General features: G+C 44.7%; 17 protein-coding genes. 5 read left to right on the top strand and 12 right to left on the bottom strand.

Annotated features, from left to right (window positions below; translation table 11 throughout):
- The first annotated feature begins 6 nt into the window (after positions 1-6).
- Positions 7-450, top strand: coding sequence for a DUF2721 domain-containing protein (locus tag ACXAER_RS11075; RefSeq protein ID WP_118491429.1), 444 nt, complete (start codon positions 7-9; stop codon positions 448-450).
- 278 nt (positions 451-728) lie between these two features.
- Positions 729-1,613: a LysR family transcriptional regulator gene (locus ACXAER_RS11070; protein WP_474829206.1), complete on the top strand. Its 885-nt coding sequence runs from the start codon at positions 729-731 to the stop codon at positions 1,611-1,613.
- A 99-nt stretch (positions 1,614-1,712) separates the two neighbouring features.
- On the opposite strand, the gene ACXAER_RS11065 is transcribed toward ACXAER_RS11070, so the two are convergent.
- Positions 1,713-3,071 carry an OmpP1/FadL family transporter gene (locus ACXAER_RS11065; RefSeq protein ID WP_474829204.1) on the bottom strand — a complete coding sequence of 453 codons (1,359 nt, stop codon included), beginning with the start codon at positions 3,069-3,071 and terminating at the stop codon, positions 1,713-1,715.
- 384 nt (positions 3,072-3,455) lie between these two features.
- Between ACXAER_RS11065 and ACXAER_RS11060 the strand changes: the two genes are divergently transcribed.
- Complete coding sequence (locus ACXAER_RS11060) at positions 3,456-4,454, top strand: NADP-dependent oxidoreductase (protein ID WP_474829202.1); 999 nt, start codon at positions 3,456-3,458, stop codon at positions 4,452-4,454.
- 46 nt (positions 4,455-4,500) lie between these two features.
- On the opposite strand, the gene ACXAER_RS11055 is transcribed toward ACXAER_RS11060, so the two are convergent.
- The 8 genes from ACXAER_RS11055 to glmU form a co-directional block, all read right to left on the bottom strand.
- Complete coding sequence (locus tag ACXAER_RS11055; protein WP_474829200.1) at positions 4,501-5,571, bottom strand: GGDEF domain-containing protein; 1,071 nt, start codon at positions 5,569-5,571, stop codon at positions 4,501-4,503.
- Between the two features lie 102 nt (positions 5,572-5,673).
- Entirely contained in the window at positions 5,674-7,599 is a 1,926-nt protein-coding gene (locus ACXAER_RS11050; RefSeq protein WP_474829198.1) for an ATP-binding protein, read from the bottom strand.
- 19 nt (positions 7,600-7,618) lie between these two features.
- Positions 7,619-8,641, bottom strand: a complete 1,023-nt coding sequence (locus tag ACXAER_RS11045) for an ABC transporter substrate-binding protein (RefSeq protein WP_474829196.1) — start codon at positions 8,639-8,641, stop codon at positions 7,619-7,621.
- 124 nt (positions 8,642-8,765) lie between these two features.
- The gene (locus ACXAER_RS11040; RefSeq protein ID WP_474829194.1) at positions 8,766-9,752 is read right to left on the bottom strand and encodes an LLM class flavin-dependent oxidoreductase; all 987 of its coding nucleotides are present in this window, start codon (positions 9,750-9,752) and stop codon (positions 8,766-8,768) included.
- A gap of 222 nt (positions 9,753-9,974) precedes the next feature.
- Complete coding sequence (gene glmS / locus ACXAER_RS11035) at positions 9,975-11,807, bottom strand: glutamine--fructose-6-phosphate transaminase (isomerizing) (RefSeq protein WP_474829192.1); 1,833 nt, start codon at positions 11,805-11,807, stop codon at positions 9,975-9,977.
- A gap of 2 nt (positions 11,808-11,809) precedes the next feature.
- Positions 11,810-12,622 carry a DeoR/GlpR family DNA-binding transcription regulator gene (locus ACXAER_RS11030; protein WP_474829190.1) on the bottom strand — a complete coding sequence of 271 codons (813 nt, stop codon included), beginning with the start codon at positions 12,620-12,622 and terminating at the stop codon, positions 11,810-11,812.
- 220 nt (positions 12,623-12,842) lie between these two features.
- Entirely contained in the window at positions 12,843-13,883 is a 1,041-nt protein-coding gene (locus tag ACXAER_RS11025) for a Gfo/Idh/MocA family oxidoreductase (protein WP_474829188.1), read from the bottom strand.
- Positions 13,884-14,184: 301 nt separating this feature from the next.
- Complete coding sequence (gene glmU, locus ACXAER_RS11020) at positions 14,185-15,543, bottom strand: bifunctional UDP-N-acetylglucosamine diphosphorylase/glucosamine-1-phosphate N-acetyltransferase GlmU (RefSeq protein WP_474829186.1); 1,359 nt, start codon at positions 15,541-15,543, stop codon at positions 14,185-14,187.
- A gap of 236 nt (positions 15,544-15,779) precedes the next feature.
- Here glmU and ACXAER_RS11015 point away from each other — a divergent pair, with 236 nt between their 5' ends.
- On the top strand, positions 15,780-17,201 hold the full coding sequence (locus ACXAER_RS11015; RefSeq protein WP_474829184.1) for a sensor domain-containing diguanylate cyclase: 1,422 nt from the start codon (positions 15,780-15,782) through the stop codon (positions 17,199-17,201).
- A gap of 17 nt (positions 17,202-17,218) precedes the next feature.
- Here the strand turns inward: ACXAER_RS11015 and ACXAER_RS11010 are convergent, their stop codons facing one another.
- The 3 genes from ACXAER_RS11010 to ACXAER_RS11000 are packed head-to-tail and all read right to left on the bottom strand — an operon-like array spanning position 17,219 to position 20,106.
- Positions 17,219-18,103, bottom strand: a complete 885-nt coding sequence (locus tag ACXAER_RS11010; protein WP_474829182.1) for a DMT family transporter — start codon at positions 18,101-18,103, stop codon at positions 17,219-17,221.
- Between the two features lie 33 nt (positions 18,104-18,136).
- Positions 18,137-18,649 (bottom strand): methylated-DNA--[protein]-cysteine S-methyltransferase, encoded by a 513-nt coding sequence (locus ACXAER_RS11005; RefSeq protein ID WP_474829180.1) that lies wholly within the window; start codon positions 18,647-18,649, stop codon positions 18,137-18,139.
- A gap of 2 nt (positions 18,650-18,651) precedes the next feature.
- A complete protein-coding gene (locus tag ACXAER_RS11000; RefSeq protein WP_474829178.1) occupies positions 18,652-20,106 on the bottom strand; it encodes an AlkA N-terminal domain-containing protein in 1,455 nt (484 codons plus the stop codon).
- A 222-nt stretch (positions 20,107-20,328) separates the two neighbouring features.
- Between ACXAER_RS11000 and ACXAER_RS10995 the strand changes: the two genes are divergently transcribed.
- Positions 20,329-21,477 (top strand): serine hydrolase domain-containing protein, encoded by a 1,149-nt coding sequence (locus tag ACXAER_RS10995; protein ID WP_474829176.1) that lies wholly within the window; start codon positions 20,329-20,331, stop codon positions 21,475-21,477.
- The last annotated feature ends 17 nt before the right edge of the window (positions 21,478-21,494 follow it).

Raw genomic sequence — 21,494 nt, 5'->3', positions numbered from 1 at the left:
GAATCATTGGACACACTTATTCCGAGCCTTTCACAGCTTATCGAATTCGCTGTAGCCCCCGTATTTTTACTTACCGGTATTGCGGGGTTCCTAAACGTTATGTCGTCCCGGTTGGGGCGAATATCAGATAGGGTCAGAGTAGCAGAAAGACAAATTCATACCTTGTCAGACCCACACATTGTCGACCGCTCTAAAAAAGAAATAAAAGTACTGTGGCGCAGGGTGAAAGTCATTAACTGGGCGATTGGGCTTTGTGTCGCTTCGGGGCTAATGGTTTGTACGGTAATTATGGCGCTGTTTTCCGGGTCACTCTGGGTGGTCGATTTGAAAACGCCGATTATAGTGCTATTCATATTGGCCATGATGTTTCTTATCAGTGCGCTTATTGTGTTTTTGGTTGAAGTCAAGCTTGCCACCAATACCATAAACTTAGTAAGAACTATTCGATAATTTCTTTTAACGCCAAACTCACCAGTACTGTGTTTGCAATAATTAGCCTCATAACTAGGACGACCAGAGAGTTTACAACCCTCTGGTTGTCTTAGTTCATTCCTACGCAAAGCTTTAATTTATTTTAAAAGCATTTTTTGTGTAAGAATTGAGTAAAGGGCCCAGCGAAAAACGCCCATCAACATCTAACTGAGGTAAAATTCGCCCAATAAAGTCGTTAATTTGCTACAAATGTAGGCCCACAAGATTTTGGCCAATAGAAAGGATTTAACTGCGCCATGAATACCAAATTACTTCGCTCTCTACAGGTTTTTATTGCGGTAACAGACAGCGGTAGCATGAGTGTTGCAGCCCGCGAGCTACACATGACTGTTTCTGCAATTAGCCAACAGCTACGAAAGCTTGAACATGATATTGGGCTTAGCCTTTTTAACCGAAATACCCGAAGCTTAAGCCTGACTGAAGCCGGACGCATATACTACGACACCAGCAAGCAAATGCTGCAAACCGCAGAACTAGCGCAACAGAAAATTGAAAGCCTTCAAGACAACCCTACTGGGAACATTAACATTATAGCCCCTGAAGGATTTGGTGGCGGTTTACTCAGTGAACCGTTAAAGAAGCTGTGTGAAGAATTCCCCAAAATTACGATATCTTTAACGGTAACTGATGAACCGAAAGATATTATTGCATCAAGTGCAGACCTAGTACTTTGCTTCGCCCCAGTTTCAGACACTAACTTTAGTAGTTTGAAGCTTGCTACATGGAAACGGATTTTATGCGTGTCCGATAAGCACCCGCTAGCTAGCATAAGCTTGTCCTCACCAGAAGAGTTGAATGGTCATGCTTACATTGTGCACAGGCATATTGAAGACTATGTGATGAAACATGAAAGCAAAGGTGAGTTTGAACTAGATTCTCAGCGTATTGATGTAAACTCAATGCAGACGCTAATAAAGCTTACTCAAGATAATCTGGGCTACGCCGTATTGCCTGAGCCAGAGGTAAGACACTTACTTAAATCAGGTGAAATGAAGCAGCTTTTCACAGAATGGGAATTGCCTGACTACACTGTTTATGCGGTTACTCCGAAACAAGATCTTATGCCGGCCAAAATTAGCGCTGCCATTACTTGCCTGCAAGATTTATTTGCGCAGATCTAATTACTGACTAGTGGCAAATTTGCCTAAAAAGTATTTGCTCTAAAACGAAAAAGGCAGCGTAAAAACGCTGCCTTTTTATTGCACTTATCTTCTTCGTTTTTAGAAGCGAGTGTTCATTTGAACACTTAGGATGTGCGCTGTAGCTGACTGAGTACCCGTGAAGTTAGTGGTGAAGTCAGTGCCAGGAAGAACGTTCCTCAAAATAGTTCTGTCTTTATTAATGTTCGCCTCTCGGCCATCAATAAATACATAGGCTAGGTCAATTGATGTATCTTCGCTTATTGTGTAAGTCATACCACCAGAGAACCAGTGACGGTCAGTGTCTGGGATGCTTAACGAACGGTTCTCTACCGAAACCACACCATCATCATATGCATAACCAGCACGAAGAGTAATTTCGTCATTTAAGATGTAGGTAACACCAACAGCCGCACGCCATGAGTCATCAAAGTTCTCTTCTTTAATTAAGAAGTCAACACCGTCTTCTAGATTAGCTTCAAGCTTCTCAAACGTGCTCCAGTCGGTAAACGTCAAGCTTGCTTGTACAGACCATTGGTTATCTATTTTTTGATCAACCGCTAGTTCGGTAATAGCGGCAAGATTCAAATCTAGGCTACCTGGCTGGTTAAGATTAATAGGAAACACAGGTGTCTCTGAAGAAACTGCGCCTTCTAGCTCTAGTTTCGTTTCCGCGCGATATGAAAGCGCGATATTCGTCATGTCAGTTGGCTGCCAGAAAACACCTGCATTCCAACCGAAACCTATGTCATCACCTTCCATGCTAAACAATGAGTTACCAGGAGTAAGGGTCGGTAAAGTGATGCCTAAAGCTTCAGCTGTTGGAGCTAGGCCCGCAACTGTGCCTGCGAGCGTGTTCGAAACACCAGAGCCAATTTCAGCTTCTGCGTACGTGATGTTAAGACCAAAACCAACCATAAGTTGCTTGTTCACTTTATAGGAAACCGCAGGGTTAACCGTTACGGTTTTAACTTCTGCTGTATCAGCGAAGTGAAGGGCACCGAAATCATCTGAGTAATCTGAGCGAAGACCATAAGTAGTGAATACACCAACACCAGCAGATAGCTCATCGTTGATAGGTGAAACATAAAAGAATCCAGGTACGATAGCAGTGTCAGCAATATTGTCCTCTGCCGCAGGTATTGGCTGTCCAACCAGGCCTTCGCCTAATGCAAAGCTAACATCACCATCGATGTCGACGTTAGGATCAATAAAGCTTGCTGATGCACTAAACTCAGCTTCTTTAAATACACCAATTGCTGCAGGGTTGGTTGCAAGAATAGAGGCATTCTCTGGCTTTGCCGCTTGACCGGCCATCGCGCGACCTAGACCGTTTGCACTGTGTTCATTAACTTGGAAACCAGCTGCCAGCGCAGAAGAAGAGGCTAAGGTAGCAAGCGCTAAGCAAACTGAGGCACGTAAAGAAAACTGTTGCTTCATAAAATACTCATTGTAATAGGGGAAAATTGCAGCGGGCATTTTACGGATATGAGTAGTTTTGTTCAATGCAAGTAAACGCTATTTACGCACTTTTATCGCATTTTTTACAATTATAGCAACAACTTCGACGCATTTATAAGCAATATTGATAATGCATAGTTAAATAAAGATCACTATATTGTTAACAGATGTTTGGAAAACCATCACCAATAACTATTGGAACTGTTCACATCTTTCACTCACATTTATAGATTCTATGCTAAAAGGTTGTATTTATACCAACAAGCCCCACCCTATTTTCATAGTTGCGGGGTGATCTCAACCAACCAAAATGCGTTTCAACACTGAGCACACCACCCCTTTTAACGAGTACAGGAGGAAACAATGCCAACATATAAAGCTATTACTTTGGTAAAGCGCCCCGACGATAGAAAAATCGGTTCGCATTTATTTGAAACAAAAGAACTTGAAATACCCACACCAAAAGATGGTCAAATTCTAATTAAGCAAACTCACATGTCTTTAGACCCTGCCATGTTAGGTTGGATGAGCGAAGACAGAGAAAGCTATATTCCTCCTGTAGAACTTGGTGATGTTATGCGCTCTAGCGGTGTGGGCGAAGTAGTTGAGTCTAATAATCCAGGCTTTTCAGTAGGCGACAAAGTTATGGGCATGACTGGCTGGAGTGAATATGTATTAAGTGATGGCTCAGGCTTTAATAAGCTTCAGCAAGGTGTTACTGAAGAAATGGCACTGTGCGTATTTGCGCTGCCTGGGTTAACCGCCACCACAGGCCTTTATAACTTTGGCGAACCAAAGGAAGGTGAAACCCTTATTGTAACTGGTGCAGCGGGTTCTGTAGGGTCTATAGTGGGTCAACTGGCAAAAGCTGATGGACTGCGTGTAATCGGCGTTGTAGGTAGTGACGACAAAGCCGACTGGATTGTTAATGAACTGGGTTTTGACGGCGCAATCAATTACAAAACTGACGACTTAGAGAAAAAACTGGCTGAGCTTACGCCAGACAAGATTGACGTATTCTTTGAAAATACGGGTGGCCCTATTCAACAGCACATATTCAACAGAATGAATGCCCATGGTCGTATTGTCGTGTGCGGGATGATTGCCGACTATCAGTCGGACAACCCTGCTCCGGGCCCAAATTGGATCCCGCTAATCAAAAAGCGGATTAATATTCGTGGGTTTGCGATGCCAGACCACTGGGGTGAAATTCCACAACTTTTACAGAAGCTTACTCCATACGTACAGCAAGGTAAGATAAAGTACCGCGCGCATACCATTGAAGGTTTAGATAACGCCGAAAAAGGCTTAAACATGTTGTTTGAAGGTAAAAATACCGGAAAAATGATAGTGAAGCTGTAATTTTTAAAGTGAAGAATGCAGTTTAAATCAAAAGCACGGTGTTACATTAACACTGTGCTTCTGTTACCACATACTGTGCTTTACCTTTTTCTTTCGCTTCATAGAGTGCTTTATCAGCTTCATCAATAAGCCTATCAATGGACAACTCGCCAACTGAATTGGCGTAAGCCACACCAATTGAACAACTCATAAACGAGTGCTTTGCGCCATCAGCATGTTTAAGTTTAGTGTCGTTCCATTTATTCAGTATTGCTTGCGCGTGCTTTTCAACCTGCTCTTTATTGATATCGCTTAAAACAACGATAAACTCTTCGCCACCGTATCGGCCTAGGATATCTGTTTCGCGCTTAAGCACCTCTTTCATAATACGCGCCTGCACTTTTATTGCTTCATCGCCCTGTTGGTGACCAAAACTGTCGTTGTATTTTTTAAAGTCATCTAAATCGAGCATTAATACCGCCATAGAGACATTATGACGCTTACTCAAGGCCAACAGTTTTTCACTTTGATCTCGCAGGGCACGCCGGTTAAGTAAGTCCGTCAACGGGTCGAACTTGCTAAGTTTTAATAATCGGTCGTTAGTTTCTTTAAGCTTGCGCACACTGCGATCTAATCTGTACTTCGCATAGACACATATAAACAGCGAACCTGTTACAAACGCAGCTGAGATTAACACCCTGTCACCGTAAACCGGTGCTAACCACATCAGCCCTAAAAACCCAAAGATATTGATAACATTAGCTGCTATCGCTAATTTAAATGGGATACCCAAGGCAAATACGCAGAAGAACGCATATAAAATGGTGCCTTCGTAAGGAAAAATAAAATTGTGCTCTTCCCAACATACCCAAATCAGCCAATAATTGCTGTAGGAAAGGGCTACAAGCAAACCTGCAAAAATATACGCTCTATACCGTATAAAATCACGCCAAAAAGAGAGTACAATGACGGCGATTACAATAGGAAATTGAAGCAGTAGACGGTCGAAGATATAGAGCTCGAACATACTACTAGGAATTAACACCAAGTCGGCAGCCATGAACAAAAGCACCAGAACTGCGCCTATGATAAGAGTGATTCTAAGCCTGCGAAGTTCACTGGGTCTATTGTTGTGCACGCATCACCTTGATAAGAATATATCCATTAAAGTTTTCCAACATAGCCAATCATGACAATTGCCACGGGCTATGCTAGCGCTACGCATTTACGCAGAACTGCTTTAACTATTATCAGAGACTTCTTGGCTAAGCGCCAGTTTTAACAAACTTTCTTCAAGCGCTTCAACGGTGACAGGCTTAGTGACTATATCGTCCATTCCTGCCTGCACAAATGAGACATGGCGCTCTTTAAACGCTTCTGCGGTAAGCCCAATAACGGGCGTTTTGCTAAGCTCACCTTCTAGTTTTCTAATGCGCTTAGTTGCTTCAATCCCATCCATAACAGGCATATGCACATCCATGAAAACAACATCAATACCGCCATCTTCAACTCGTGCAACTGCTTTTAACCCATTATCAACATGCTCCACATCGCAGTTTAACTGCTCTAATAGCGCCTGTGCGACTACCGCGTTTATTGCGTTGTCTTCAGCCAATAGCACCTTTAGGCCCGTTGGTAGGTTAGTGCTACGGGCTTGTCGCGCCGATGAAGATTCGGGTGATGAATCTGATATAAGCCGAGACTGAACTCTTACAGTTACTGTAAAGCATGACCCTTCGCCCACTTTACTAACAACTTTTATATCGCCACCAAGTATTTGGGCAAGCTGCTTAGCAATAGCAAGACCAAGTCCAGTACCGCCATATTTGCGCGTAATAGAAGAGTCGGACTGCGTGAATTTATCAAATATATGCTCAAGCCTTTCGGCCTCAATACCAATACCGGTATCTTTAACCGCAATAACTAAAAGGTTATCACCCATGGTTGCCGTTGAAGGCAGTTTAAGTTTAGCCGAAATGCTCACTGTGCCTTTGTGAGTAAACTTAATAGCATTGCTGACCAAATTAATAATAATTTGGCGAAGCTTGGTAATATCGCTAGTTACCGCCACAGACGCTAAGTTTTTGCTCTTATACACTAACCGTGTACTGTTAGCGCTAGCGTTCGTGCCTAATAGCGTAATAAGATCGTTCAGCATTGAGTCAAGGTCGAACTCTGTCACGTCAACCTCTGACATACCTGATTCAATTTTTGAGAGATCTAAAACATCATTTATAACAGTAGCGAGAATGGATGCTGACGATTTCAAATCGCTGGCATACTGATGTTGCTTGTCAGAAAGCGGGGTATCTAAAAGCAGCGTTGCCAGCCCTTGGATACCGTTTAGCGGCGTGCGAATCTCATGGCTCATCACTGCAAGAAAATCGGTTTTAGCGCGGTTTGCTTGCTGAGCTTGAGCAACGTATTGCTCTATTTCGCCAGACATTGCCTCAACGTCTCGCGCTAAACTACCTAACTCGTCGTTCTGCTGAAGGTCAATGCTAACCTTTTTATGGTCAACGGCAATGCGACTCGCTGCTGATTTTATTTTTTCGATAGGAGAGACAACAAATACCTGCATCACTTTTCCCATGAGCAAGCTAACAATAACAACGGCGAAAAGGGTTACTAATGAAGTTAGCCACGCTATGGTGAATAATGAGGATTGCAGCGGTTCAGCGGCTTGTAGTACCGTGACCTTCCAGTTCCAAGGGGCAAATTCAGCGCACGCAAACAAGACATCCATATCATTTACATTCGACTCGCCAAACGCCACACGCCGGTTGGCAATAGTCGCCAAATTAGCGTCTTCTACATTAAGTACTAACGCATTATCGGCCGTGCTAAATATGACAGTATTTTTGCTTGTGTCATTAATAGCAAAATGTCTGTTTGTAGCTTGTTGCAGCGATTTTAACTCTTCAAACACTTCGTTTTGATAAGCCTCGCGAAACACTGGAACATTCTCTAGTCCAGCTTCAATAAGCAGTTCTTGCCTTTCATCGATAATTTCTAAAACGTTCAACGTAAGGGTTTGAGTTAGGAGCTGATATTCTCTCTCGCGCACCGAATCATACGCGGTTAAATAAGCCCAATACCCAGTAAGTGCCATACCAATTAACAGTATTGGAATGTAGATGACTAGCAGTTTTGATTTAATCCGCATACTGACTTCTAATTAGGCCTTATTGATACACATGCTCTTTAGAGAGCTTCAAATAATTGGAAGGAATGGGCAGTTTTAGTTTAATTGCTGTAGCAACATTTACCGCAACAGTGTACGTTTCCATTTTACCAACGGGAATGTCTCTCGCCGATTTTCTTTGCAGTATCAGCCTCGCTTTTCTTGCTGCTGATTTCCCTATACTCTCTGATTCAGATACCACGCCAAGAAGCGCTCCGGCTCTCACAGAAGAAATGCTTTCAGCGAATAAAGGAAGCAATCCAGTCTTCTTTTTAACCTTCTCCACCAACCCACTAGCTTCAGCTAAAGGGCCTGAAGATAACCAATAGCCATCAAGCTCTGAGCTTTTTTGTCCCAAGCTATCTACAATACTATCCGTCATTTCAACAAGTCCTTCATCACCTTCTAAATAAGGCGTGCTGACCGCGACTAAGTTTATATTTTCATACTCACTATCTAACGCTAGCAGTTGGTTTACCAGATTAGTCGATGAGGGATAGGTTGAATGTACTAAACCTATAGTAAATGGAGACGCAGGATTTGATGCTCTGAGCACGCCATCTAACATATCAAGCTTTACTTTCGCATCGAGTACATGAGACTCACCTGTCATATTACGATCACTTATAGCACCAATAGCGGGGACTATACCTTCTTCGACAGGAGCTGACACGACCATGAAAAGCTTTGGCGTATCAACAAACTCTTCAGAAGTATACAAAGCGCGAGTGGCCAAGGTAGCGACAGATACAATAAGATCAGGTTTAGCCTTTTGTGCCAGCTCGCTTAGTATTTCTGTAGCGCGCGCCTCCGACCCTTCCGCATTATATGTGGTAACGTTTATGTCGTGCTCGGGCATAATTCGAATAAGCTCTTTTTCAAATTCGGTCCGCGACTCAGAGACGATGGGAACAGGCAATGTTTCAAGAATTACAAGATCTAGTACTTCTTTAGCTTGTACCGAACTTAAGTTCGCCACAGAAAAAATAAGCGCAGAGAGAAAGGAAAACCAGACCTTTGGCATGAATGTAAACCTGTAATAACTAGATGAAAATATGTATTTCTTTTCATATCATAAAGTTATTCTTTGGCATTGCATAGAAGAAGTTATAACCAAGTATTAAAAGCTGCTCATAAAGTTTTGTGCATTAAAACACGATGTCTGCAAACGCCCTAACGCTGAATAAACGCGCGTCTATATCGTAAATTGGCATCGAAACAATAATCTCATCAATATCTGTCGCTTCAACAAACTGAGCCAGCTTGTTTTGCACCGTTTCCTTCGCCCCTACCAACGCATATCTCAATACATTCGATAACATTGCTTCGTCAGTCGCCGTACAATATTCGTTAAAGTTAGGCATAGGCTTAGCAAACGGTTTGTTTAGGCCCCGTCGCATATTCATAAATTGCTGCTTCACTGAGGTAAATAGGAGTTCAGCCTCTTCATCGGTTTCTGCAATTACCACCATTACACCAGCCATCGCTTTTGGCGCTGATAACTGAGGCGACGGTTTAAACATATTGCGGTACACATGAAGCGCATCGAATAACGCGTCGGGCGCAAAATGCGAAGCGAACGAATATGGCAGTCCCATTTTTGCCGCCACCTGTGCACTGTACAAGCTAGAACCAAGTAACCACAAAGGCACATGGGTATTCGCCCCTGGCACTGCAACAATTGGCTGCCCCTCTTTTGGGGTACCAAGGTAATGCTGAAGTTCCTGAATATCTTCTGGGTAGCTATCAACATCGCTTTGCAAGTTACGACGAAGCGCTCTTGCCGTTGCCATATCAGTACCTGGTGCTCTCCCCAATCCAAGCTCTATGCGATTGGGAAATAACTCGGCCAGGGTGCCAAACTGTTCAGCAATGACCAAAGGCGCATGGTTAGGCAGCATAATGCCACCGGCCCCCACTTTAATAGTCGAGGTTGCATTAGCAATGTGGGTTAACACTACAGAGGTGGCAGAACTGGCGACACCACGCATGCCGTGATGCTCGGCTAACCACACACGTTCATAGCCACCGCGCTCCGCTTCCACAGCCATTAGCTTTGAATTGTTTAACGCGTCTTTTACCCCAAACCCTTCAGATATAGGCGCTAAATCTAGCAGTGAGTAGGGAATAGCCATGGTGCCTCGCGATGTTGAAACTTGATGATGAGTTATAGGTATGAACTTACTTTCCGTTTTACAACTGGGTTACCTGACAAAGTAAGACGGATGGAGAAGGTTTGTCGATGAAGCTACTTAATTACCAGCCACAATACTCGCCTATTGAAAATAAAAAAGCCTGCGCTTTTGTCAGTCGCAGGCTTTGTTTGTGAGCACAAAGAAGCGCTTCAGCAGTGCGCTTTATTCCACAGTAACCGATTTCGCCAAGTTACGCGGCTGGTCAACGTCCGTACCTTTAATTAACGCTACATAGTAGCTTAATAGCTGAAGCGGTAGGGTATAAATGATAGGTGCAATTGGTTCGTCGCAGTGCGGTACGTCAATAACGCGCATGGTTTCATCACCGGCGAACGCGGCATCTTTATCTGCAAATACATACATGATACCGCCACGGGCGCGCACTTCTTCTACGTTCGACTTAAGCTTTTCAAGCAGTTCGTTATTTGGTGCAACCACAATAACCGGCATTTCATCATCAATTAGCGCAAGCGGGCCGTGTTTCAATTCACCAGACGCGTAGGCTTCGGCGTGAATGTAAGAAATCTCTTTAAGCTTAAGCGCACCTTCCATAGCAATGGGATATTGGTCGCCACGACCTAGAAACAAACTGTGGTTTTTGTCTGCAAACTCTTCCGCTAAATCTTCGATACCGCCTGTAATAGCTAGGGTCTCTTCAAGTTTCGCAGGCAAGCTGTGAAGTGCAGAAACAATGGCCTTGCTGTCGGACTCGGCCATGCCGTTTTCTTTACCCAATGCAAGGGTTAGCATAAGGAAAGCAGCAAGCTGTGTGGTAAAGGCTTTGGTAGATGCCACGCCAATTTCCGCGCCAGCACGGGTCATAAAAGCCAGGTCTGATTCGCGTACCAACGACGAGCCCTGAACGTTACAGATAGTCAAACTAGACATATAGCCCAGTTCTTTTGCTAAGCGAAGCGCAGCTAGCGTATCGGCTGTCTCGCCTGATTGAGAGATAGTAATAAGCAGGCTATTTGGGTGAACCACTGACTTGCGATAACGAAACTCTGACGCAATTTCTACGTTACACGACACATTAGCGTACTGCTCTAGCCAGTAGCGCGCCGTCATACCTGCGTGGTAGCTAGTTCCACAGGCAATGATTTGTACATGCTGTACTTTTTTGAATATCTCGTCAGCGCCTTTTCCAAATACATCAGCGGTAAGTCCGTTTTCATCAATACGGTCTTTTAATGCGTTGCGCACCACCGTTGGCTGCTCGTGAATTTCCTTAAGCATGTAGTGGCGATAACCCGCTTTGTCACCCGCATCGTGCTCGATATTCGACTCAATAATTTCGCGCTCAACGGCGTTGCCGTCTTTATCGAATATTTTAACGTCTCTGCGCGTGATCTCTGCCACATCGCCTTCTTCTAAAAAGATAAAGCGGCGTGTTACTGGCAATAGCGCCATTTGGTCTGACGCAATAAAGTTTTCACCAAGCCCAAGCCCAATAACTAACGGGCTGCCCGAACGTGCAACCACTACGCGGCTTGGGTCTTCTTTATCCATGATGACGGTGCCATAAGCGCCGTGAAAAGTCTTAACCGCACTTTGTACTGCGTGAAGCAGGGCTTTACCCGACTTTAGTTCCTCGTGCACAGTATGAGCAATGGTTTCAGTGTCAGTGTCGCTGGTAAAGGTGTAGCCCTTTTCTTTTAGTTGGGCTTTTAAATTTACGTAGTTTTCAATAATACCGTTGTGAACCACAGCCACGCGTTCGGTAGAGAAATGAGGGTGAGCGTTTGCCTCAGTTACACCACCGTGGGTCGCCCAGCGGGTGTGAGCAATACCTGTTGTACCTAGTGCATCGCCTGCTGCTACTGCATCAGCAAGTTCTTGTACTTTGCCTGTACGGCGAATACGGGTAAGCGTGCCGTCGTTTTGCAGGAGCGCTACGCCAGCTGAATCATAGCCGCGATACTCTAGTCTTTTTAATCCTTCCAGAAGAATTTCAACCACGTTACGCTCAGCAACAGCGCCAACAATTCCACACATAATTATTCTCCACTCGGCGCTGCAATAAGCACGGTCACGCCCTGATTTTCAATATTAAGTTTGTCTTGTTCACTAATGCCTTCATCAGTGATCAAAACAGAAATGTTTTTCCAGCTCAGCTCTAGGTTAGGCATTTTATGCGTTAATTTCTTAGAACTGGCTACTATCACCACCTTACTGGCCGCCGCAGCCATGGCGCGGGTTACGCCAATAAGCTCGTTAAAGGTGGTTGTGCCTCGGTTCACATCTATGCCCGCTGCACCAATAAACGCAATATCAAAACTATAGGCGCTAACTAACTGTTCAGCCATTGCGCCTTGGAACGACTGAGACTGGGCATCCCATGTGCCACCTACCATTAACACCGTAGGCTCTTTAGCACTTTGGGTAAGGTAATTGGCAGTGGATAATGTATTGGTCATTACCACTAAGTCGTCAATACCCGATAGGTAAGGCAAGACTGACGCGGTGGTTGCGCCGCAATCTATCACTATCTTGTTGCCGGGTTTTACCAAGCTCGCTGCGAGTTGGCCTATAGCATTGATTGCTGGGCTAGCAGTTGTATTAGTGAATGGATCATTTACGATAAATTGAGATGGTTTAGCATTTGAGTTTGTAGATGATGGCACGGGCACTGCGCCACCAAACTGTCGAATCAGTAAACCTTGCTGCGAAAGGGCCGCGAGATCTTTTCTGATGGTGACTTCAGACGTAGCAAAACGCACGGCCAAATCTTCAACTTGTGATTGACCATGCTCTTTCACCCACGCCACTATCTGCTGGCGGCGCTGTTCAACTGATTTACTACTTTTCAATATAACCTCGATGCTTTTGCCGCCTTCTCGCTAAACCTTTCTGTATGCATTGCTCCACCTGAGAACAAGCCATGAAAAGTCTGCGAAACAGCCCGCAAACACACGTCAACATTCAACTGAATATTCAACCATATACTCAGCTTAACTTTCAAAACGAAAGTAAATAGCTTTAAAGTGAAAGCATCGTAAGTTAAATTGAAACGGCGATCAAGGTAATTGTTTAATTAAACGCCAGTGATTTCTTTTGAGCACTCGCTTTTATGGCTAGCTCAATGACTTTGATGACAGGTACGACCGTACTCGCGTCAGCCGGCGAGAATTTACCGTCTTCAATAGCGTGAGCAAGGCGATTGAAAAACGTGAGATATTCACCTTTCAATGTTGTAACCGTCTCCTCAACTAGCTGACCGCTTTCATTGGCCACAGCTAGCACGCCATGCTCGTTATCTTTTGTAATCGCCCAGTGCTCATCGTCAAAAGATAGCTCCGCACGCAATTGGTCTTCTTGCGGATCTAAATAGAACTTGCGAAAGCTGCCATTTGTGCCTTGCAAGTCGTAGCGCAATGTTGCCCCTGCCTGGAAAGCTGAGCTACCTAGCTTCACAACCTTGTCACTGTAAAGAAGCGTTACATCGAATGTGTCATCTGATTGCCCGTTTTCGCGCAATGCCTGTATGCTTGCCGACACTTCTTCTGGCTCGCCGAAAAGCTGTAGCGCTTGGTCGATTAAGTGGGGACCTAAATCCCAGAAGATACCGCTTCCTGGCCCTGCATTTTCACGCCATCTATCTCTTGGTACCGGGCGAAATCGGTCGAATCGGCTTTCAAAGCGTTTAATGTCGCCTAGCTTGCCATCGTCAATTAGCTGCTTAATCGTAAGAAAATCGCCGTCAAAACGTCTGTTGTGATAAACACAAAGCTGTTTATTTTGAGAATGTGCAAGCGCTACTAAAGCTTCTGCCTCTTCACTATCTAATGTAAATGGCTTCTCTACTAACACGTGACAACTGTGCTCTAGTGCCAGTTTCGCCTGTGGTCCATGAAGGTGATTTGGGGTTGTAATAACCACCAAGTCTACATCGTGAATTTTTAGCGCTTCTTCCAACGAGCCATACACTTCAGCATGGGGTAAAACTGTGTTAACTACATCAGGTTTAGAAGAGATAACCACATCGACAGAGAACTGCGGTAAATAATTTAGAAATGGCAAATGAAAGGTTGTGGCGGAAAACCCAAAACCGACCAAAAGGGTAGATATCATTTCATATCCTTGTGTAACGATAATTATAAGGTAAGTAAACACACACTATCAGTTGTGATAGATAGAGGAAACCTCAGATAGTTCATTATTTCGAAGATGTGAAACAAATAAGATAGCAGGATGAGTTGCGTTTACAACGACACAGTAGACGTTGATTTAGGCCCTCTGGTTTTATCATCTTTCTGACAGGGCGATATTTGGGTGGGGCTGAAGAAGAAACTGGGCTAGCTAATCACTAGTTGTGTTTGCCAGCCCTAACTCATCAAGTAACCCGTTAGCGACCTTTAATAAGGGCACGCCTTTATTTTTTAGTCGGGCGCGGCCAATTTGGAATATTGCGCTGCTTACCGCGGGCAACGGCTAGCGCGTCTTCGTCTACGGTTGACGTGATCACTGAACCAGCACCTATGGTAGCACCCTTGCCAATGTTTACAGGCGCGACAAGCGACGAGTTTGAGCCGATGAAAGCATTTTCGCCGATGACGGTCTTGGACTTGTTTACACCGTCGTAGTTACAGGTAATTGTGCCTGCGCCAATGTTCGCTTTAGCACCCACTTCTGCATCGCCTAGATAGGTTAAGTGATTCGCTTTGGCGCCTTCACCTAAAATAGCCTTCTTCATTTCTACGAAGTTACCCACTTTGGCATTTTTCTGCATTACTGCACCTGGGCGCAGTCTAGCGTATGGTCCAACTGTGCAAGCTTCGCCAACACTAGCTTCTTCAACAATAGAATTTGCTTCAATTACCGCGTTATCGGCAATGGTGCAGTTTCGCAGGATACAGTTAGCACCAATAGTAACGTTGCTGCCAAGCGTAACCTTGCCTTCAATAATAACGTTTACGTCGATAATTACGTCGTTACCGGTTTCAAGGTGGCCACGTAGGTCAAAACGAGCGGGGTCTAACAAGGTTACACCGTTGGTCATTAGCTCGTCGGCTTGACGGTGTTGCAGCGCGCGTTCTAAGTTTGCAAGCTGCAAACGGTTATTAACACCTTCTACTTCTACAGCCGACTGCGGCTGAGCAGACTGAATTCGCTTGCCTTCAGCGGCAGCCATTGCAATAACATCAGTAAGGTAATATTCGCCCTGAGCATTGTCGTTGCTTAACTCGCCCAACCAGCGCTTGAGGTCTTTGCCAGACATCATCATCATGCCGGTATTAATTTCTTTAATTTCACGCTGAGCTTCAGTGGCATCTTTGTGCTCAACTATCGCGGTAATATTGTCATTTTCGCGAATAATGCGGCCCATGCCTGTAGGGTCGTCTAAATTTACAGTAAGCAGTGCTAAATCACAGCTTTCCTTTGCTGCTTTTAATGCACTTAATGTTTCTTCGCGAATAAGTGGTGCGTCGCCAACAAGTACAAGCACGTCTTCATCGTCTTTAATATGAGGTGCCGCTTGCTGAACAGCGTGGCCTGTACCTAACTGTTCGGCCTGCAAGCACCAGTTTAGATTGTCTTCAACAACCGTTACCTTTAGCTGGTCGCCGCCATGGCCGTAAACCAAATGAATATTATCCGCGCCCAGTGATTTTACTGTGTTGATAATTCGCTGCACCATAGGCACACCACCTACTTTGTGTAATACCTTCGGTAACGACGACTTCATACGGGTACCTTTACCCGCTGCTAATACAACCACTGAGAAAGCCATATATTTCCTTTATTTCGCAAAGAGAATGAAAATCGGAGCATAGTGTAACCAAGGCCCAACAATATGTCAGCGATTGATTCTCTTCGAGGTCTAACCGAACGACTCCACATTGCGCTTTTGCTCTTCGTTATTTAGTCTAAGTTAAGACAAACCGCCTAGTAGTTCATTATTGCTACAGGTATACTTAACGCTTAAGTTAGGTTAGGTTCAGCCAGGCAAGGGAGCATGCGCAGTCTGTGAACACATTTCGTACACTACATAGAAGTATTCTGGTGTTATTTGCGGTAGTGGTTATCGCTATTGTGACACTGGTTCATTTCAGTATTTCAAAAATCGTTGCCGAACAAAGTCGTGCGCAGCAGCAGTCATTGTCGCCTGCAATATCGCTTATTGTTGAGCAACTTCTTAAGCCACTACATATATCTGAAGCACTCGGCCACTCTACCGAACTGGTAGACTTAATGGATGGCGAGACTATAGACCAAGAAGCCGTTTTCAAAACATTGGACCGTCTTGAAAATGAGTTTGGTTTATCTTTCTTTATCGCCAGTGAGGCAGACAGAAAGCAATACAATTCTGATGGCAGTATTATCAACCTTATCGAAGGTGAGGTAAGCTGGTACTTCAAATATCGTGACTATCCCGCTGATGCCGTTGCCGATATTGGTAAATGGGAAGACACACACTTTTATATTGATATTAAAATTCACGACGATAACGACCGCTTTTTAGGTTTTTTCGGTGTAGGAAAAAGCCTTCGCAGCTTTATCGAAGTGTTCGATACCTACAAACAAGAATACGGCTATGACTTCTTATTCGTAGATGGGGAAGGCGATATTATGTTGTCTTCAGACCCAAGCCTTATTGCTTCTTATTCTGATTTTACTAACTTATCTGAACTTCCTTGGTATGCCAGTCTCCCCATGACTATTCAAAGCGAGCAAGCCTTAAACAATAAGTTAGTCACTATTGATCAAAAAGACTTCCTTATTGCCGAAGTTAAGCTGAATCAATTCGGGTGGACCGTATTTCTTTTAAGCCCACTTGAAGACCGCCAAGCAGAAATTTCTCAGGCGTTTATCTTTAGCGTGGTAACACTGCTTGTTGTTGTATTCTCACTGTTCTTACTTATCTACAATCTTCTGTATTATTTCAGAAAAGATATGCAGCCAGATTTGGTGGTACGCCACAGCAACCGATTGCCTGAAAAGGATAATTTACAGCTTATTTATACAACGCTATTGGCAGAGCACAAATCGCTTAGTGTTATGTTAGTCAGTGTTGATGAACTTTCAGAAATTGTTGACGCCCATGGACGTAACGCAGGCGATGACATTTTAGATAAAGTGGTATCTTACTTGACTGAGAACATACGCGAACAGGATGTAGTAGGTAGATGGAGTAGCGCTGAGTTTATTATTTTGCTGCCTCAAACTGGCCCACATGTGGCATTCGACATGGCGCAAAACCTTCGCCATGGCATCGCGACGCTTCCCCCTCTGCAAGATTTATCCGAGGTAGTAATTACCGCTTCTATTGGTATTTCATATACTGCGTCAACTCGCGCTATGAACGAGGTAACCGCACATGCCGAAGACGCGCTTTATCAAGCTAAGCGCGATGGCAGCAATTTAGTAAGAATGCAGCTGATAGACTAGCCAATACTGGCTTCAGTTTAAGCAGGTTTAACCTTAAGGCGTTTTCGTTTGAGAACGCCTGTTGTTAGCGCCACGCCAAACAAAATCATCAAGCCGCCTACTATAGTTTGCACTGACAAATGCTCTTGCAAGAAAAGTACGCCCCAAATAATGCCAAATAGCGGCACCAAATAAGCAACCGTTATTGCCTTTGCCGGGCCAATATCGGCAATAAGTTTGAAATACAAGATATACGCGACACCGGTACCACCGACAGCTAGCGCCACGGCGTTTACCCATGCATTCACGCTTGGCATTGTGGCGGGCAAAGTTGCCAGGGCGAACGGCGCCAGCATTACGCTTGCCATGGCCTGACTGCCTGTTGCAACAACTAAAGGCTTAACCCCTTGCAGCCATTTTTTCATCATACATGCCGCTATCCCGTAGCCTGTTGTGGCTAGTAGCGCAGTCAAAATAGGAAGAAAACTGACCTCACCCTCACCTAACTTTTGCTGACTAATAACGGTAACGCCTACAAAGCCGACAACAAGCCCAGCAACCGCTGATTTTGTTAACTTATCGCCTAACCACAGCCAGGCAACAATAGCCCCAAACATGGGCGCGGTAGCGTTTAGAATAGCGTTGACACCAGCCTCTAAGTGCAGACTGCTGTAATTAAACAATACGAAAGGCACCGCCGTATTAGCCATGCCCACTAGCGCAATGGCCAGCCAGTGTCGCTTTATATCTTTAATCGAACCACGTAATAGCAGCAATGGTAAAAGCACAGCTGTCGCCAACACTGTTCGAATGGCAACAAGTACGTAAATACCAAACTCTGGTGCCGCAACACGCATAAAAATAAACGAGCCGCCCCAGATACCTGCTAATATCAGTAGCGCGATAATGTCTCTTATTGCCATGCTTTTATTACCATCTTTCTTATAACCATTCTTTTATGACCACAGCACCCCTTGGGCTCCCTCTAAATTAAGTAAGTACTGCTTACGGGGTAAACCACCTGCATAGCCTGTTAGGGTTTTATTGCTACCAATTATACGATGGCAAGGCACTACAATAGCAATAGGGTTACGACCATTTGCCATACCCACGGCCCTAACGGCTTTTGGGTTATCGATAGCTTTTGCAATATCCAAATAGCTAGCCGTTTCACCATACTTTACTTGCTGTAAAGCCAGCCATACTTGGTTCTGGAACACAGTGCCCTTAGGAGTAAGCGGTAAATCGAATTCCTGAAGCTGCCCATTGAAGTACGCCTTAAGCTGACGACACGTTTCATCGGTAATTGCGTTAGTGCATGAATGCGTATGGGCGTAAGCCTCATCACCAAGAGAGTTGTATTGCGCTGCTTCATCTGTGCTTAAGAACGCGATGGCCGTTACCCCTTCATCAGTCGCTTCAACTTTAAGCGGCCCTTGCACACTATTTACGAAACCTGTGTATATCATGGTTAAGCCTCTTTTTGCTGGTTACTAAGCTGCCAAAGCTGAAGGGTTAAATAGCTGCGCCATGGCGCGGCATTATCAGGCTCAATCGGATACTGCTGCGCCACCTTACGAACAATTAAATCGCCCCCAAGATAAATATCTGGGTTTCTCTCGCCGCGCATTTTTAAGTAATCCAGTGTCCAGGGGCCCACCCCCTTAATTGCAAGGATATCCTCATGAGTTGGCATGCTATCGCCAACAAATAATTGTGCAAAGCTGCGTAGCGCGTTTTTTCGCGCCTGTGGCATACGCAAAAACTCTAAATCATTGCCAACGATAGCGTCTGGTGTAGGAAAACTGTAGCGCTCACTTACCTCAGTATCAAAGTCGTGTGAAGATGTTACGTTTGTTACCTTTTCGCCTAGCTCATGTACAAGTAGCGTTACCTGTCCAATAGCCGCTTTTACACTGACTTGCTGCCCGACAATAGCGCGGCAACCGCTTTCAAATACGTTCCACGCGCTGGGAAGGCGTAGGCCTGATGTTAGCTGCTCTTGTGACAGCCCTGCCTGCATTAGGCTTTGATTTATTAATAGTGGGTCGGCGTGAAGGTCTAAGACCAGCTTTATGTTTTCTATTACGGTATGAAGAGCGCGTAGATCTGGCATATCAATGTGAACAGTGAAGCCATTGCGCGCATGATCATGTTCTGCTTTGAAGACACCAGCGCTGTACTGACCTGAAAAATAACGCTGGTAGCTGTTTTCTGTAACTAGCTCCATACCCTCAATGGCGCGCGCTGCTAAAAAATCACGTACATAGGGCCAGTTATACGGAGGACGATAAGCTAGAAACAAGGATATCGACTTTTGGTCAGCGCCCTGTTTTTTTCTAAGCTGTGTTGGCGAGATTCCGCAATATTGCTCTACAGCTCGCTGCAATTGCCTAAGCGACTGATAACCTGCGGTTACTGATACATCTGTCATCGACAAGTGGGTTTGTTGAATAAGCTGTTTTGCAAACAAAGTACGTTGCATATTTTGAAACTGTTTAGGCGATATACCTACCGCATTGACGACCAGCTTATTCAAATAGCGTTCACTTATACCTAGACGGCAGGCAATATCTGCCACACTCTCAATAGGAATGGCTGATAATAGCGATAGCGCTCGGCTTACTGTTGCGCCCACGCCTTTCCAAGCCGCAGAACGAGGTGCGCTGTCGGGTCGACACCGAAAACAAGGTCGATAGCCTTGCGCCATAGCCTGAGTCGCATGTTCGAAATAAGTAACATTCTCTTCTTTAGGCAAGCGCGCTGGGCAAATCGGCCTACAAAAAATGCCCGTGGTTTTTACTGCAACGAAAAATCGCCCGTCGAAACGCGGATCTCTGCTAAGCCTCGCCTTGGAAAATACGGACTCAGCTAAACTTTCCCTTTCTGACGCCTCTTCTTCTTGCACATTATTGTTATCTAACATAAGTATGCAGCACTCGCCCTTAACTCGTTACCAGAGCATAGTGTATCGCGTCTTTACTGTGTAAGTGCGACAAAATCGGTACTCTATAAAACCAGGGTTAAAATGAGTGAGTATAATTAGCGACATTTGATCATTGATGCGGCTAAACGCATAATAACAAGATAATAATAATGAACGCCCTGTGAAGTAACCTTGAAGGCACAGGCACAATGAGCTGACTATATGCTGAAATCTTCGCGCTTTTCACTACTTAGCCTAGCTACACTTTGGCTATTTGCGACACTAATGCTCATAGCTCAGAGTGCTTCTGCTGATTGGTTAGATGACTACGCAAATCACGTTAAAAAAGAAGCGTCAAAATACAATGTTCCTGGTTATGCATTTGTATTTTACGAGCAGGGAAAAGCACCGCGGGTTTACGTTTACGGGAAAACCCGTAAAAAAGGCGGGAAGAGCGTTACCGAAGATACAGTATTCAGGCTAGCCTCTGTTTCCAAAACCTTTACTGCCCTTCTGTCGGCCAAACTTGTGGAAAAAAATCAGCTTAGCTGGAAGACACCTATCTCCACTTTATTGCCCGACATACCTTTTACAGGAAAAGGTATGGGCGCGCTTCAGCTACAACATATTGTAGGGCAGTCCAGTGGCTTTATGCCTAACGCCTACGACAATCTAATTGAAGCCGATTATTCGTTACAGCGCGTATTAAAATCTCTCGGTGAGCTTGAACCCTTGTGTACACCTGGCGAATGTTACACCTATCAAAATGCACTTTTCGGAGCATTGGAGTACTACTTTAGCAACAATAATACATCCTACTCGCGCCAGCTGCAGGCAAACCTTTTTTCACCATTAGGCATGAAGACAGCCAGCGTTGGTAAAGGCGGTTTACTCGCATCAAAGTCATGGGCACAACCTCATATCGCCATTGCTAGAAATAAATGGCGTGAAGGCAAAGTTGAAAGCAACTACTACCGCTTTTCTCCCGCTGCAGGAGTTAATGCCAGCATTTCAGATATGACCATTTATTTACAGGCGCTGCTTGGCGAATTCCCAACGGTGATTTCTGATGAAATGGTGGACTATGTCACAACAAAACGAGTCAGAACCAAGCGTGAAACCTATCGCAGGGGTTGGCGCGGTATGATCAGCGATGCTCATTATGGTTTGGGCTGGCGTATTTATGACTTAAATGGCGTGCAGCTTAACTATCATGGCGGCTGGGTAAAAGGCTATCGCGCCGACGTTGCCTTTATGCCCGAGAAAAAAGTGGGCTACGTGATGTTGATGAACGCAGAGTCAAACATGATTAACTCTACAACAGCGGAACTTTGGAAGCGCTATTTGAAAAAAGCCGACGCAGCTAATTAGTAGCGGCATCGGCTATA

It is taken from the genome of Alteromonas sp. AWJ4_199 (assembly GCF_056159165.1).
The sequence above is the reverse complement of the archived record's forward strand: the minus strand, read 5'-3'. Positions and strand labels throughout refer to the sequence as shown.